We start from the raw sequence: 16,406 nt of genomic DNA on the forward strand, positions 1-16,406 counted from the left end.
AGTTATCTAGGTTAGGCTTACCTAATGACTTCCGCTGCTGTGCAACGTCCGACCATGGCCTACGCGACGATGCGGGTGCGCCGGGTGGTGCGGCTGACGCCGCGCATGGTCCGGGTCACGTTCGACTGTGCCGATTCCGCCGCCCTCGCCGATGCCGGGCCGGATCAGTACACGAAGGTGTTCTTCCCGCTGCCCGGGCAGGCGCGCCCCGTGGTGCCGCCGCCGATCGAGGTCGAGGGCGGTGTGATGAGTTGGTACCAGCGCTATCTCGCCATGCCCGACGAGATCCGGCCACCGATGCGCACCTACACCGTGCGGGCTCAGCGGCCGGAGCTCGGCGAACTCGACATCGACTTCGCGCTGCACCCCGATCACGCCGGTCCGGCCTCGGACTGGGCCGCCACCGCGGCGCCGGGCGACGAGATCGGACTGCTCTGCCCGCCGCACGCGCTCTACTGCCCGCCGCCGGAGCCGGACTGGCAGCTGCTCGTCGGCGACGAGACGGCGATCCCCGCGATCGGCGCCATCGTCGAACGGCTGGCGACCGGGGCCGTGCTGCGCGCGTACATCGAGGTGGCCGGTCCCGACGACGAGCAGCGGTTCGAGACGCGCGGCGACGTGCGCATCGACTGGGTGCACCGCGGGACGCGCCCGCACGGTGCCGCGGTCGTCGACGCGGTCTGCGCCGCAACGCTTCCCGGTGGCGCGCCGTACGCGTGGATCTCCGGCGAGGCGAATCTGGTGAAGCTCGTGCGCCGCGAACTCGTTCGTGAGCGAGGCGTGGACAAGCGGGCGATCACCTTCACCGGCTACTGGCGACAGGGTCGCACCGAGGAGGACAACGGCCGCGAGAAGGTGCGCCGCGCCGCCGCGGGGGAGCTGCTGGTCGACGAGGACTGAGCCCGCTCGCTGCACGGTGATGCCACTAACAGTTAACGCACTAACTGTTAGTGGCATAATGCTGTGTGGACGAAGAAAGGTGGCGGACCCGTGGAACAACTCGACGACCCCCTGCGGCTGGACCGGCAGGTGTGTTTCGCCCTGGCGGTGGCCAACCGCTCGGTGCTAGCGGTCTACCGGCCGCTGCTCGAACCCCTGGGCCTCACCCATCCGCAGTACCTGGTGATGCTGGCCCTGTGGGGCGAGGCGCCGATGTCGGTGAAGGCGGTGGCCGAGGCGATCCAGCTCGACTCGGCGACGCTTTCGCCGCTGCTCAAACGCCTCGAGTCGGCCGGCCTCATCACCCGCCGCCGCGACCCGCACGACGAGCGCACCTTGCTCATCGACCTCGCCGACGCGGGCCGGGCGCTGCGCGAGCGGGCCGAACAGATCCCGCCCGCCGTCGTCGCCCGGCTCGGTGTGAGCCTGGCGGATCTGGAAGAACTTCGTGACGTCCTCGGCCGCGTGAACACGGCCGCGCGGCAGGCCGCGGAAAGGGAGCTCCTGTGAACGCCTCCACCCCGAACCTCTGGCAGCGCGTGCGCTACGTCACCGGTGGGACTCTGCCCCCGTCGATGACCGACTGGGTACTCGCCGACCTGACCGGGCCCGGCGCCACCCGCCGCTACCTGCTGCGGTTCCTCGTCCCCGTCCTGCCGGTGCTGTGCCTGTTCCTGCTGGTCCCGGGCCCGCTGTGGATCGGGATGTCGATGATGGCGCTGCTGTACCTGCCGCTGGTCTACTTCACCGTCGCGCTCACCTATGTCTACCGGCGGCACCGGCTGGTCAGCCACGGCCTCGATCCCGAACTCGCCGACGCGGCCGAACGCCGCCGCGCCGAGGCCGAGCGCGTCGCCTACGAGGCCCGCCACCACCGCGACTGAACGGGGTCTGTCAGCACGCCCCGAACGGGGGTAGCGTCCGAGCTGTGGAGGAGGTGGCTGTGGGTGACCTCGTGCGGGTCCCGACCGTGGGTGTCGAAGAGGAGTTCCTGCTCACCGACCCGGACACCGGCGCGCCCACCCCGCAGAACACCCAGGTCGCCGCGGCGGCCCGCGAGGTCGGCATCGACCTGCAGCTGGAACTGACGCGCTGCCAGGTGGAGACCAGCACGGGCGTGCACACCCGGATCGAGGACCTGCTGAGCGAACTCCGCACGACCCGGCGCCGGGTCGCCGATTGCGCGGCCGAGCACGACGCCCGGCTGCTGGCGGTGGCGGTGCCGCCGACCGTGCCCGACGGCTACCCGGTGACCGACACCCCGCGCTATCAGCGCATCGCGCACACCTTCGGCATGCTCGCGCACGAGCAGGGCCTGTGCGGCTGTCATGTCCACGTGGCGGTGCCCGACCGCGAGACCGCCGTGCTGGTCAGCAATCACGTGCGGCCGTGGCTGCCGGTGCTGCTCGCGTTGACCGCGAATTCGGCCATCTACCGCGGCGCGGAGACCGGGTACGCGAGCTGGCGCAGCATTCTGTGGCGACGCTGGCCGAGCGCGGGACCGCCGCCGTACTTCGGCTCGCTCGACGAGTACGAGGCCACGGTGGCGATGATGCACGCCAGCGGCAGCATCCTCGACAAGAAGATGGTCTACTGGGACATCCGCCCGTCGGAATCGTTTCCGACCGTGGAGATCCGGGTGAGCGACATCCCGGCGACCGCGGCGGAATCGGCGCTGGTGGCCGCGCTGATCCGGGGCGCGGTCGCGATGGCGCTGCGGTCGATCGAGCGGGGCGAGCCGGCGCCGACGGTGTCGGGTGAGGTGTTGCGCGCCGCGTACTGGAACGCCGCGCACAGCGGCCTCGACGGGCATCTGCTGCACCCGGTGCGCGGGAGCGTGGTCCCGCACTGCGAACTGCTCGGCGAACTGCTCGACCGGATCGACCCCGCGTTGCGTGCCTGCGGCGACCGGGAATTCGTCGCCGACGCCGTCGCGGCCCTGCGCGAGCGCGGCAACGGCGCCCGACGTCAGCTGCGGGCGATGCGCAGGCGACACGAGGTCACCGATGTGGTCGGCGAACTCGCGCGCGCGACGCTCGAAGGCTGCTGATCACCGGGGCGGGCGCAACACATCGAGTTGCTGCCGGAGCCGTTCCAGTGCCGCCCGCGCGGCCTCGAGCTCGGCCTGCAGGCGCGCGATCGCCGCGTCGTCGACCAGCGGGGGAACCGAGGTTCCCGGCTGCTCACCCGGCGCGGGCAGCGGTCTGCCCGGCGGGGGCGGCGCGCCGGGACCGCCGCCGGGCGCGGTCGCCAGGTCACCGGTCTCGGGGCCGAAGACCTGGTCGAGCGCCTCGGTCAGGGTCGGGGCGTACCCGACCCGGACGCCACCGGTCCCCGGTTCCCGGTAGCTGACCAGCACGCGCGCCAGCTGCGGGAAGGTCGATCCATTGGGCGTGGTCGAAATCCGTTCGGTGAACAGCGGTTCGACATAGAGCACGCCGCCGTCGGCGATCGGCAGCGTGATCAGGTTCCCGTACTGGATCTGATTGGACCGCTCGAGCAGGGTGCGCTCCGAGGCGACGCGGGTATCGGAGATCATCGAGTTCTGGATCTGCTGCGGACCCTGGGTGAGGGTGTCGGTGGGGAGTTGCAGGATATGGAACCGGCCGTAGCTCTCCGGGTCCGAGCGCACGGAGATGTAGGCGGAGAGGAACTCCCGGCGGAACCCGACCATGGCGCTGGTGAGCCGGAAGGACGGCCGCGCGTCGTCGGCGTCGCCGAGCAACACGTAGTACGGCGGCTGCTGCGGGTTCGCCTCCACCGTCGGGTCGCTGGGTACGGACCAGAAGGCGTTGTTGGTGAAGAACTCTCGCGGATCGTCGACGTGATAGCGGGCGAGCAGGTCGCGCTGGACGACGAACAGGTCCTCCGGATACCGGAAGTGCGTGCGCAGCTCGGAACTGATCGCCGACTCGGGTTCGACCGTGCCGGGGAACACCCGCATCCACGCCGCCAGCACCGGGTCCTGCCCGTCGACCTGGTACAGCGTGACCGTTCCGTCGTAGGCGTCGACGGTGGCCTTCACCGAATTGCGCGCGTAGGAGATCTCCTCGCCCTCGATGCCGGGCGTGCCCAGCGAACTGCGCGCGGCGTAGGGGTAGCCCTCGATCGTGGTGTAGGCGTCCACGATCCAGACGATGCGGCCGTCCACGACCGCCGGATACGGATTGTGGTCGACGGTGAGCCACGGCGCGACCAGCTCCACCCGTTCGCGCGGGTCACGGTGGAAGATGATCTTCGACTCGGGCCCGATCGCCTTGGCGAAGAGGATGTTCCGCTCGGTGTAGGCGGTGGCGAAGGCGAAACGGTTGAGCCAGTTGCCGATCGGCACGCCACCGGCGCCGGTGTAGGTGTACTTCGTGGCGTCGGTGTCGTATTCGCGTGGCTCGGTGCCGCCGCCGACGACGGCGTAGTCGGGATCGGTCCTGGCGATCACCTCGCCGAAGTAGACGCGCGGCTGCTCGACCGGGATCACCTGGTTCCCGGCGTGCTGGGAGGCGATGTCGCTGACGGCGTAGATGGGATAGCCGCTGTTGCCGGCCGAACTGTCGGCGGTGGCGTCGCGCACCGCGGCGTTGACGCGGTTGGCCGGGGCCGCGACGAAGCCGTCGCCGTGGGTGTAGACGGTGTGCCGGTTGACCCAGTGGGATTGGTTGCCGCTCAACGCCGCCGGGGTCAACTCCCTGGCCGCGACGACATAGTCGCGCAGGCGGCCGTCGACGGTATAGCGGTCCAGGTCGAGGTGATCGGGGAAGCTGTAGAAGTTCTTGAGCTGTTGCTGCTGGGTGAAGGTGCGCGAGAGCACGGCCGGATCGAGCAGGCGGATGTCGGCGATCGTGGTCGCGTCGGCGGGCACCTGTGGCGGCTGTTTCGACCCGACGCCCGGATAGGGCTGATACTCCACCCGATCGGCGCCGATCCCGTAGGCCTGCCGGGTGGCCGCGATATTGCGTTCGATGTAGCGGCTCTCCATGTCGGCGGCGTTGGGACGCACCGAGAACTGTTCCACCGCCAGGGGCCAGACCCCGCCGACCACGATCGAGGACAGTAATAGCAGCGCCCCCGCCATCGCCGGAATCCGCAGGTCGCGCAGCACGACGGCGGACAGGACCGCCGCGGCGCACACCAGCGCGATCGAGAACAGCACGAGGCGGGCCGGGAGCACGGCGTTGATGTCGGTGTAGCCGGCGCCGGCGAAGGTGGGTTCGCGGCGCCTGCTCGACAGCAGCTGATACCGGTCGAGCCAGTACGCGACCACCTTCAGCAGCAGGAACAGGCCGAGCAGGGTCGCCAGCTGGACCCGCGCCGCCACGCTGAGACCGAGTGAGCCGCCCCCGACCCGCACGCCGCCGAAGAGGTAGTGGGTGGCGAGACAGACCAGAAAGGCCAACACGACCAGGGCGAAGCCCCAGCTCAGCAGCCACCGGTAGAACGGCAGGTCGAAGACGTAGAAACCGATGTCGTGACCGAACTGTGGGTCACGCTGGTCGAAGGACCCGCCGCGCAGGAACAGCTGCACCGTCTCCCAGCGCGACTGGCCGACGAGCCCGCACAGCAGCCCGATCCCGGCGGCGATCCCCGCCCCGAGCCGCAGCGGCCATCGCAGCACCACGGCCCTGACCTCGGCGACGGGATCCTCGGCGCGCACGACGGGCAGGAAGATCGGCCGCGCGCGGAAGGCCAGCCACATCGCGAGGAACACGACACCGCCCGCCAGCACCGAGACCGCGGCGAACAGCACCACCTCGGTGAGCAGCACGGTCGACCAGACGCGCCGATAACCGACCTCGCCGAACCACAACCAGTCGATGTAGGCGTGGTTCACGCGCGGCAATACCAGCAGAGCCACGAAGAAGGTGGCGCCCGCGGTGATCCACAGGCGCAGTCGCCGAGGCAGCTGTCCCGCTGCGGAGACGTCCGGTGCGCTCATCTGCCACTCCCGAGACCACGCCGGTTCCCGGACCGGCGAAGATCATCGCCCCCGATTCTACTCGGCGGCGGTGTCCGATCACGGGATACGCGCGACCGCTCCCAGCATCGAGACGGCTTCCTTGCGCGGGTGCGGGCGCCAGGAGGTCGGGCGCCATTCGATCACCGAGACGATGCCGGGGCAGACCAGCTCCAGGCCGTCGAAGAAGCGGGTGAACTCGGCGGTCGAGCGGAGCTGGAAGGGGACGCCACTGCGTTCGTTGGCCTCGATGCTGGCCGCCTTGTCCTCGACGGAGAGATGGTCGTCGGTCGCGTGGGTCATCGTGAGGTAGCTGCCCGAGGGCAGTGCCGCGCAGAGTTCGCGCACCACGTCGTAGGGGTGCATCGCGTCGGTGAGGAAATGCAGTACCGCGCAGAGCATCAGGGCCACCGGCCGGTCCAGGTCCAGGGTGCCTGCCAGCGCCGGGTGGGCGAGGATCGAGGAGGGCTCGCGCAGGTCGGCGTCGATGTAGGCGGTCGCGCCCTCGGGCGTGCTGTGCAGCAGCTCGCGGGCGTGATAGAGCACGATCGGATCGTTGTCGACGTAGACGACCCGGCATTCGGGGGCGAGGTCCTGCGCGAGTTCGTGCACATTGCCCGCCGTCGGCAGTCCGGTGCCGATGTCGAGGAATTGCCGGATGCCGGCGGTCTCCACCAGATAGGGCACCGCGCGGCGCAGGAAACTCCGGTTCTCCAGGACGGCGAAATGGATGGACGGGAAGGCCTCGGCGACCGCGTCGGCGGACGCGCGGTCCGCTTCGAAATTGGCGCTGCCACCCAGCCAGTAGTCGTATCGGCGGGCCGGGTGCGGTTTGCTGACATCCACCCGGTCGGCAGCGGATTCGAAGTCCACGGCGCATGTCCTCTCTCTCGGCTACGGTCGTGCCATGCCCCTGCAGTTCAGCCCTTATGACTTCGCTGTCCACGCCGATCCGTACCCGTACTATGCCAGGTTGCGCAGCGAGGCCCCTGTCTACCGCAACACCACCGACGACTTCTGGGCGTTGTCGCGCCACGCCGACGTGCAGGCCGCGCTGCGCGATTCCGACCGATTCTCCAGCGCCAACGGATTGCGGATGGAACCGGCCTTCTGGGGGCCGCAGGCGGAGAAGTTCTTCTCCTTCGTGGCGATGGATCCGCCCAAGCACACCAGGATGCGCGGGCTCGTCGTCCGGGCGTTCACCCAGCGGCGGGTGCAGAGCCTGGAACCGCGGCTGCGCGAGATCGCCCGGCGCACACTGGAACCGCTGCTCGCGCGCGGCAGTTTCGACCTGATCGCCGATTTCGCGGGCCCGTTCCCGACCGACGTGATCTCCGAACTGGTCGGCGTGCCCGAGCAGGATCGCGAGCTGCTGCGCAAGCTGGGCATGGAGATCATGTACACCGACGCGGAGTCCACCGACCTGCGCCCCGAGGCGATGCAGGCGATCGGCGCGCTCGTCGGCTATTACACCGAGCTGACCATCGCGCGTGCCCGCGACCGCACCGATGATCTGCTCTCCGGCCTGCTCGACGCCGCCGAGGGTGACGACCGGCTCACCCCCGAGGAGATCGTGGGCGTACTGATCCTGCTGGTCGGCGCCGGGATCGAGACCGTGATGCTGACCATGGGCAATGCCTGGCACGCCGCCGCGCTGCACCCCGACCAGCGGCGCGCCGCCTTCGACGGCCGGATCGACGACTGGATCGCCGAATCGATGCGCTACGACCCGGCGACCCAGGCTCAGCTGCGCACGACCACCACGCCGGTCGAGCTGCACGGGGTGGAGATCCCGGCCGACGCCAGGATCCTGCTGCTCACCGGGTCGGCGCATCGCGACGAGGCGGTCTTCGCGAACCCGGACGTGTTCGATCTCGACCGCGACACCAGCGCCGCGCTGTCCTTCGGCGCGGGCCGACACCACTGCCTCGGCATGAACCTGGCCCAGCTGGAGCTGCGGGTGGCCCTGGAGGAGATCGTCGCCGCGGTCGCCGACTACGAGATCGACACCGACAATCTGGTGCGGATCCACTCCTCCAACAACCGTGGCTTCGCCTCGCTGCCCACCACGGTGAGTCTGCGCCCATGATGCTCGGCCGGGGTGCTCCCGTGATCTTCGCGCTGGGTGTGGCGCTGTCGGCCACGGTGTCGCCGATCGCGTCGGCCACACCCGGTTCCAGCTGTGCCGAGCCGGCGCCCGGCGCGGCGCCGGAGCGGGCCACGGCCGAGCAGGTGGGCATGGACGACGCGGCCGTGGCCGAGGCGGTGCGGTTCGGGGTGCGAGCCAAGGCGCACGCGATCCAGATCTACCGGCACGGTTGCCTGGTCGGAGATCACGGCGTGCCGGGCGACGCACCGATGCCGCTGTTCAGCGCGAGCAAGGGCGTCACCGCGGTCGCGGTCGGTCGCGCGGTGACGCTCGGCTACTTCGGCCTCGACGATCCGCTGGGGAAGTTCTTCCCGCAGGCCGACGCCGAGCACGCGGGAATCACCGTGCGGCAGGTGCTCAACCAGACGACGGGCCTGCACTTCAGCTGGCCCGCCGACATCGCGAGCCTCGCCACCGACGCGATCGACCGGACCCTGTCGAGTCCGGTTCGCTTCGCGCCCGGCACGACCTTCCAGTACGCGCAGGCCGTGCTGAGTCTGCTGCCGAAGATCATCGAGATCACCACCGGCATCGACTTCCAGCGGTTCGTCGACGAGCAGGTGATGTCGCCGCTGGGCATCGACCGCGGCGACTGGGTGTGGTTGCGGGACAAGGTGGGAACGACCTCGGTGGCAGGGGGCTTGGCCATGCGCCCCGCCGACCTGGCCAGGATCGGCCAGATGCTGTTGCGCGAGGGCAGTTGGGGCGGGCAGCGCCTGCTCGACCGGGAGTTCCTGCGGCAGGCGGTGACACCGACCCCGGCCAACGGCGGCTACGGCTTCCTGTGGTGGCTCAACGCGGGCGAGACCTACCGCGGCGTGAATGTGCCCATGCCGGTGGAGTATCCGCACCGGCTCTTTCCCGGTCTGCCGCACGACGCCTACGCCTTCTCCGGGGCGCTGGGGCAGTTCCTGGTGGTGATTCCCAGCCGGGACATGGTCATCGTGCGACTCGGCGTGCCCGCGACGATCGATCCGGACAACATCACCGGATTCCTCACGGGAACGAGCAATCCGGACAACCGCATGCTGTTCCACCGCGCCGTCGCGGCGATCCGGGAGCAGCCGGAACCACTCGACGATCCGAACATTCCGCCCGACGCGGTGCACCGGCCGGGAGCGACACCCGAAGAACGCGCGGCGCTGCTCGACGCGCAGAACGTCCTGGACATCCTGCTCGGGGCCGGGGTGTACGCCGCGGACACCCAGGGGGCGTTCGACGGCGTCGCGGCACTCGGAACGCAGGTGGCGGCCGCGTTCGGGGCGACGCCGACGCCACCTCGGTAGGCTGATGGTCAGTCCGCGCCGCGAAGACGGAGTGAGAGCATGCCGAGTAGTCGCGTACCCGGGTGTCGCGCGGCACTGACCGCGCTCGCGGTACTGGCCGTGGGGTGCGGCGGTGCCGATCCCGGTCCGCCCGCGCCGTCGGCGACGATCGCGTCCACCACGGCGCCGAGCGCGCCCGGCGGTGCGCCCGACCTGAACGCGCCGGAAGAGGTGGCCACCGGGATCGACGTGCCATGGGGTCTGGCGTTCCTGCCCGACGGTGCGGCACTGGTGGCCGAACGCGACTCCGGGCGGGTGCTGCGGGTGTCACCGGGGCGCGCGCCGGAATCGTTCGCCGAGATTCCCGGCGTGGTCGCGCGGGGTGAGGGCGGCTTGCTCGGCCTCGCGGTCGCGCCGGACTATGCCGAATCACGCACCGTCTACGCGTATTTCACCGCCGCCGACGACAATCGCGTCGTCCGGTTCCGGCAGGGCGCGGCGCCGGAGGTCGTGTTCGCGGGAATCGCGAAGGCGGGCAATCACAATGGTGGCCGCATCGCCTTCGGGCCCGACGGCATGCTCTACGTGGGCACCGGCGACGGGGGGGAGCGCGAGCTCGCGCAGGACCCCGCGAGTCCCAACGGCAAGATCCTGCGGCTCACGCCGGACGGTGCTCCGGCACCGGGCAATCCGACACCGGGCTCTCCGGTGTACAGCCGCGGCCACCGCAATGTGCAGGGCCTCGCCTGGGACAGCGCAGGCAGGCTGTTCGCCGCCGAGTTCGGGCAGAACCGGCTCGACGAGATCAACCTGATCGAACCGGGCCGCGACTACGGCTGGCCCGCTGTAGAGGGCGCGGGTGGCGCGGACCGCGGGTTCACCGACCCGCTGCTCACCTGGTCGACCGCCGAGGCCTCGCCGTCGGGCATCGCGATCGCCGGGGACACCCTCTTCGTGGCCGCCCTGCGTGGTGAGAGATTGTGGACGGCGACGATGTCCGGCACCGGCCTCACGAACCCCCGAGATCTGTTCCGCGACAACTACGGCCGCCTGCGCACGGTCGAGGTGGCACCCGACGGAGCACTCTGGCTCACCACCTCCAACACCGACGGCCGCGGCGACACCAGCGCCGGCGACGACCGCGTCCTCCGCTTCCCGGCCCGCTGACCCCGCCACCGCCGCGGTGTCCCGGACACCGAGCCCGCTGGTCGGGGTGCGCGGCGGCTGGGCCGACCACTTCGATCTGCTCACCGGTCGGCGAACCGCGGCGACACGGTGGTCGGCAACGACGTGTGGTTCGGCGACGGTGTCACCGTGATGCCCGGTGTGCGACCGATCGCCGACCTCGAAGCGGCGGCGGACGCGGAGCCGTTCGGTCCACCGCGCTGATCCGGGGTCCGCCGAATTCGCCGATGCCGACCGGCGAGACCCGCGCGAACGTCGCCGGACGCCCCGTCGACCGGGAGATCTGATCGATACGTGCGGGTAACCCTCGAACGCTGTTCACTTATACGTGAGATAAGTGCAGACTGCGCAGGACCGAATTCGACAATCGCACCCGCCCGGGGGCAAGACCTTGGAATGGAAGGAGTCGGCGAGTGTTCAGCCGCATCGCCATCGTCAACCGGGGTGAGGCCGCCATGCGGCTCATCCACGCCGTCCGTGATCTGGCAGCGGCGACCGGGCTACCGATCGAAACGGTCGCCCTGTACACCGACGTCGACCGCAACGCCACCTTCGTGCGCGCCGCCGATATCGCCTACGACCTCGGCCCCGCCGCCGCCCGCCCGTACCTCGACCTCAAGGTGCTCGAGCAGGCGCTCGTCGCCACCAAGGCCGACGCGGCCTGGGTCGGCTGGGGCTTCGTGGCCGAGGACCCGGCCTTCGCCGAGCTGTGCGAGCACATCGGCGTCACCTTCATCGGACCCAGCGCCGAGGCCATGCGCAAACTGGGCGACAAGATCGGCGCCAAGCTGCTCGCCGAAGAGGTCGGTGTCCCCGTCGCGCCGTGGAGCCGCGGCGGCGTCGACACCGTCGAGGACGCCATCGCGGCCGCGGCCGAGATCGGCTACCCGCTGATGCTCAAGGCGACCGCGGGCGGCGGTGGCCGCGGCATCCGCAAGGTCGCCAGCGAAGCCGAGCTCGTCGACGCCTACGAGCGCACCCGCCAGGAAGCGGCCCGCGCCTTCGGCAGCGGCGTCGTGTTCCTCGAGCGCCTGGTCACCGGAGCCCGCCACGTCGAGGTGCAGGTCATCGCCGACGGGCAGGGCACCGCGTGGGCGCTGGGCGTGCGCGACTGCTCGGTGCAGCGGCGCAACCAGAAGGTCATCGAGGAGTCGGCCTCGCCGGTGCTCAGCGCCGAGCAGGCCACCGAACTGAAGGCCTCGGCCGAGCGCCTCGCCGTCGCCGTCGGCTACTGTGGCGCGGCCACCGTCGAATTCCTGTACCACCCGGGCGAGCAGCTGTTCGCGTTCCTCGAGGTCAACACCCGGCTGCAGGTCGAGCACCCGATCACCGAGCTCACCACCGGTTTCGACCTGGTGCAGGCGCAGCTGTCGGTGGCCTCGGGCAACAAGCTCACCGGTGAGCCGCCGGTCGAGCGCGGCCACGCCATCGAGGCCAGGCTCAACGCCGAGGACCCCGACCGCGACTTCGCGCCCGCGCCCGGCCGCATCGTGCGCCTCGACCTGCCCGCCGGTCCCGGCATCCGCGTCGACACCGGCGTCAGCGAGGGCGACACCATCCCCGCCGACTTCGACTCCATGATCGCCAAGATCATCGCCTACGGCCGCGACCGCGACGAGGCGCTCGGCCGGCTGCGCCGCGCGATGGCGCAGACCCGTGTCGTCATCGAGGGCGGCGCCACCAACAAGAGCTTCGTGCTCGACCTGCTCGACCAGCCCGAGGTGATCGACGCGAGCGCCGACACCGGCTGGATCGACCGCGTGCGCGGCGAGGGCCGCCTGGTCTCGCACCGCCACTCGGCCATCGCGCTCGCCGCCGCGGCCATCGACGCCTACGAGGAGGACGAGCGGGCCGAGCAGCACCGTCTGCTCTCCACCGCGTCCGGCGGCCGTCCGCAGGTGCAGCACGAGAGCGGCCGCCCGCTCGACCTGAAGCTGCGCGGCGCGAGCTACCGCGTCCGCGTCGCGCGGATCGGCGCGCACCGCTTCCGCGTCGGCATCGAGTCCGGCGCCGAACTGGTGACCGCCGACGTCGATCTCGAGCGGTTCGACGAGCACACCGGTCAGCTCGTCGTCAACGGCACCCGCTACCGGCTGATCACCGGCACGCACGGCCCGACCCACCTGGTCGACGTCGACGGCGTCACCCACCGGATCAGCCGCGACGAGGGCGGCGTCGTCCGCTCGCCCGCGCCCGCGCTGGTGGTCGGCACGCCGGTCGAGGTCGGTGCCGAGGTCGAGGCGGGCGCCGCGGTGCTCGTGCTCGAGAGCATGAAGATGGAGACGGTGCTGCGCGCGCCGTTCCGCGCCCGCCTCAAGGAGTGCGCGGTCTCCGTCGGCACCCAGGTCGAGACCGGCGCCGCGCTGCTGCGCCTGGAGCCGCTGGCCGACGACGACGAGGCCACCGAGACCGAAGCCGTCGGCGCCGTCGACCTCGATCTGCCCGGCGAGCCCACCCCGCGCCAGGCGCACGAGCGGCTCACCCGCGGTCTGCAGGATCTGCGCAGCCTGCTGCTCGGCTTCGACGTGGACCCGCACGACGACCGCCGCGTCCTCGACGACTACCTCGCCGCGCGCCGCGATTCCGTGGCGGCCAACCACCGTCCGCTGGCCGAGGAGCTCGAACTCGTCCAGGTCTTCGCCGATCTGGCCGCGCTGAGCCACAACCGCGCCGCCGAGGACGAGCACGGCCAGAGCCACGTGCACAGCGACCGCGAGTACTTCCACACCTACCTGCAGAGCCTCGATGTCGAGCGGGCCGGGGTGTCGGAGTCCTATCGCGCCAAGCTGGCCACGGCGCTGGGCCACTACGGCGTCACCGAACTGGATCGCACCCCCGATCTGGAAGCGGCGGTGTTCCGCATCTTCCTCGCCCAGCAGCGCCCGTCGGACACCGTCGAGGTCGTCACCACGCTGCTGCGCGAATGGCTGCGCGAGCCGATGCCGGACCAGGTACTGCGCGAGCCGGTCGGCCTGACGCTGGAACGGCTCGTCGTGGCCACCCAGGTGCGTTTCCCGGTGATCGCCGACCTGTGCCGCGGCCTGGTGTACGGCTGGTACGGCCAGCCGCTGCTGCGCCGCAACCGCGCCCGCGTCTACACCAACGTCCGCAGGCACCTGACCCACCTGGACGCGCACCCCGACGCCGCCGATCGCGCGGACCGGATCGCCGACATGGTGCGCAGCACCGAGCCGCTGGTGCGCCTGCTCGGCCAGCGCCTGGAACGGAACAAGCCGGACCACACGGTGATGCTCGAGGTGCTGACCCGCCGCTACTACGGCAACAAGGGCCTCACCGGGGTGCACACCGAGAAGATCGGCCCGAGCACCTTCGTCGTCGCCGAGCGCGACGGCGCCAGCCTGGTCTCGGCCGCGGTGAGCTTCGACGAGCTCGCCACCACCCTCGACGGCCTCGGCACCCTGGCGAGCGGCCGGGCCTCGATCGACGCCGACATCTACGTCAGCTGGGAGGCCCAGCCCGAGGACACCGACGCGATGGCCGCCGCGCTGCAGGAGATCCTCGGCGCGCAGCAGCTGCCGCAGCAGGTGCACCGGATCACCGCCACCGTCGCGGGCAGCGGCGGCGCGGTCATGCACCACCACTTCACCTTCCGGCCCACCGCCACCGGCATGGCCGAGGAGCGCCTGATCCGCGGCCTGCACCCCTACATCGCGCAGCGGATGCAGATGGAGCGGCTGCGCAAGTTCGACCTGACCCGCCTGCCGTCCTCGGACGACGAAGAGGTCTACCTGTTCCGGTGTGTCGCCAAGGGCAACCCGTCCGACGACCGCCTCATCGCCTTCGCCCAGGTCCGCGACCTGGCCGCGCTGCGTGAGCAGGACGGCAGGCTGCTCGCCCTGCCCACCGCCGAGGCCACCATCGCGACCTGTGTCGACTCGATCCGCCGGGCCCAGGCCGGTCGGCCCTCGGCCAAGCGGCTCAACACCAACCGCATCGTCATGTACATCTGGCCGCCGATGGAGGTCACCCGCGAGGAACTCGGCACCATCGGTGGGCACGTGCTGCCGACCGCCGCGGGCGCCGGGCTCGAGGAGATCCTGCTCATCGCCCGCCAGCGCGACCCGAAGACCGGCGAGCTCACCAAGGTCGGTGTGCGCATCGGCTTCGACGCCACCGGCGGCTCCACGGTGACGGTCGGCGATCTGACCGACGAGCCGGTCGAGCCCGTCGACGAGTACCGGCAGAAGGTGCTGCGGGCCGCGGCGCGCAACACCGTCTACCCGTACGAACTCACCGGCCTGCTGGGCGATTTCACCGAGTACGACCTCGACGCCGAGCACACGCTGGTGCCGGTGGACCGGCCGAAGGGCCGCAACACCGCGGCGATCGTCGCCGGTGTGGTCACCACGCCGACCCCGCGCCATCCCGAGGGCGTCACCCGCGTGCTTCTGCTCGGCGACCCGACCAAGTCGCTGGGCGCGCTCTCGGAGCCCGAGTGCCGTCGCGTGATCGCCGCGCTCGATCTGGCCGATCGCCTGCGGGTTCCGCTCGAGTGGTACGCGCTGTCCTCGGGCGCGCGCATCTCGATGGAGTCGGGCACCGAGAACATGGACTGGGTCGCCGCCGCGCTCAAGCGGATCGTCGAATTCACCCAGGGCGGCGGTGAGATCAACATCGTGGTCGCCGGCATCAACGTCGGCGCGCAGCCGTACTGGAACGCCGAGGCCACCATGCTGATGCACACCAAGGGCGTGCTGGTGATGACGCCGGAGTCGGCCATGGTGCTCACCGGCAAGCAGTCGCTGGACTTCTCCGGCGGCGTCTCGGCCGAGGACAACTTCGGCATCGGCGGCTACGACCGCGTGATGGGCCCCAACGGCCAGGCGCAGTACTGGGCGCCGAACCTGCCCGCCGCGCGCGACGTGCTGATGGCGCACTACGAGCACACCTATGTCGTTCCGGGCGAGCAGGCGCCGCGCCGGACCAGGACCGTCGACCCCGTCGACCGCGACATCTCCTCGTTCCCGCACACCCTGGCCGACAGCAGCTTCGCCACCGTCGGCGAGATCTTCTCGGCGACCGCGAACCCGGATCGCAAGAAGCCCTTCGACATCCGGACCGTGATGAAGGCGCTGGCCGACCAGGACCACGCCGTGCTGGAGCGCTGGGCCGGGATGGCCGACGCCGAGACCGCGGTGGTGCACGACGCGCACCTCGGCGGCATCCCGGTGTGCCTGTTGGGCATCGAGTCGCGCAATGTGCCGCGCCGCGGTTTCCCCTCGACCGACGGTCCCGACACCTACACCGCGGGCACGCTGTTCCCGCGCTCGTCGAAGAAGGCGGCCAGGGCGATCAACGCGGCCAGCGGCAACCGCCCGCTGGTGGTGCTGGCCAACCTGTCCGGCTTCGACGGCTCGCCCGAGTCGATGCGCAAGCTGCAGCTCGAGTACGGCGCCGAGATCGGCCGCGCCATCGTCAACTTCGAGGGCCCGATCGTGTTCTGCGTGATCTCGCGGTACCACGGCGGCGCGTTCGTGGTGTTCTCGAAGGCGTTGAACCCGAACATGACGGTGCTGGCGCTGGAGGGCTCGTTCGCCTCGGTGCTCGGCGGTGCCCCCGCCGCCGCGGTGGTGTTCGCCGGTGAGGTCAACGCCAGGACCGCCGCCGATCAGCGCGTGCGCGACCTGGAGACCCAGGCCGCCAACGCGTTCGGCACCGATCGCGCCACCCTGACCGCGGAACTGGACGAGGTCAGGTCCTCGGTGCGGGCGGAGAAGCTGGGCGATGTGGCCGCGGAATTCGACCGCGTGCACAACATCCAGCGCGCCGTCGAGGTCGGCTCGGTCGACGCCATCGTCAGTGTCGCCGAACTGCGTCCGCGGATCATCGCGGCCATCGAGGCCCACCTGGCCCGCTAGTAATCAGCGCGCGCGGCCACTCCGGGAACCCGGGGTGGCCG

At 70.8% G+C, this 16,406-nt stretch carries 10 protein-coding genes; 8 read left to right on the forward strand and 2 right to left on the reverse strand.

All coding sequences use genetic code 11. The annotated features are described in order from the left end of the window. Positions 1-24 precede the first annotated feature (24 nt). From QH270_RS28885 to QH270_RS28900, 4 genes are all read left to right on the forward strand, one after another. On the forward strand, positions 25-900 hold the full coding sequence (locus QH270_RS28885; RefSeq protein ID WP_280347292.1) for a siderophore-interacting protein: 876 nt from the start codon (positions 25-27) through the stop codon (positions 898-900). A 90-nt stretch (positions 901-990) separates the two neighbouring features. Continuing rightward, entirely contained in the window at positions 991-1,449 is a 459-nt protein-coding gene (locus QH270_RS28890) for a MarR family winged helix-turn-helix transcriptional regulator (protein WP_280347293.1), read from the forward strand. Then, entirely contained in the window at positions 1,446-1,823 is a 378-nt protein-coding gene (locus tag QH270_RS28895; RefSeq protein ID WP_280347295.1) for a DUF5313 family protein, read from the forward strand. The genes QH270_RS28890 and QH270_RS28895 overlap by 4 nt, the downstream gene beginning before the upstream one ends. 59 nt (positions 1,824-1,882) lie before the next feature. Continuing rightward, positions 1,883-2,989, forward strand: a complete 1,107-nt coding sequence (locus QH270_RS28900) for a glutamate--cysteine ligase 2 (protein WP_280347297.1) — start codon at positions 1,883-1,885, stop codon at positions 2,987-2,989. Here QH270_RS28900 and QH270_RS28905 read toward each other — a convergent pair whose 3' ends face one another. Further along, on the reverse strand, positions 2,990-5,869 hold the full coding sequence (locus tag QH270_RS28905; RefSeq protein WP_280347299.1) for a UPF0182 family protein: 2,880 nt from the start codon (positions 5,867-5,869) through the stop codon (positions 2,990-2,992). It lies immediately after the preceding gene. A 78-nt stretch (positions 5,870-5,947) separates the two neighbouring features. After that, positions 5,948-6,760 (reverse strand): SAM-dependent methyltransferase, encoded by an 813-nt coding sequence (locus QH270_RS28910; RefSeq protein WP_280347301.1) that lies wholly within the window; start codon positions 6,758-6,760, stop codon positions 5,948-5,950. Positions 6,761-6,794: 34 nt separating this feature from the next. On the opposite strand from QH270_RS28910, the gene QH270_RS28915 reads away from it, so the two are divergent. The 4 genes from QH270_RS28915 to QH270_RS28930 all read left to right on the forward strand — a co-directional run bounded on the left by QH270_RS28915 (position 6,795) and on the right by QH270_RS28930 (position 16,365). Beyond that, on the forward strand, positions 6,795-7,976 hold the full coding sequence (locus QH270_RS28915) for a cytochrome P450 (protein WP_280347303.1): 1,182 nt from the start codon (positions 6,795-6,797) through the stop codon (positions 7,974-7,976). Beyond that, positions 7,973-9,322 carry a serine hydrolase domain-containing protein gene (locus QH270_RS28920; RefSeq protein ID WP_280347305.1) on the forward strand — a complete coding sequence of 450 codons (1,350 nt, stop codon included), beginning with the start codon at positions 7,973-7,975 and terminating at the stop codon, positions 9,320-9,322. Before QH270_RS28915 ends, QH270_RS28920 begins: the two co-directional genes overlap by 4 nt. Positions 9,323-9,361: 39 nt before the next feature. Further along, positions 9,362-10,468, forward strand: a complete 1,107-nt coding sequence (locus tag QH270_RS28925; RefSeq protein ID WP_280347307.1) for a PQQ-dependent sugar dehydrogenase — start codon at positions 9,362-9,364, stop codon at positions 10,466-10,468. 431 nt (positions 10,469-10,899) lie between these two features. Beyond that, positions 10,900-16,365 (forward strand): carboxyl transferase domain-containing protein, encoded by a 5,466-nt coding sequence (locus tag QH270_RS28930; protein WP_280347309.1) that lies wholly within the window; start codon positions 10,900-10,902, stop codon positions 16,363-16,365. The last annotated feature ends 41 nt before the right edge of the window (positions 16,366-16,406 follow it).

This window comes from Nocardia neocaledoniensis, from assembly GCF_029868625.1.
In the GTDB taxonomy this organism is placed as follows: Bacteria; Actinomycetota; Actinomycetes; order Mycobacteriales; family Mycobacteriaceae; genus Nocardia; species Nocardia neocaledoniensis_A.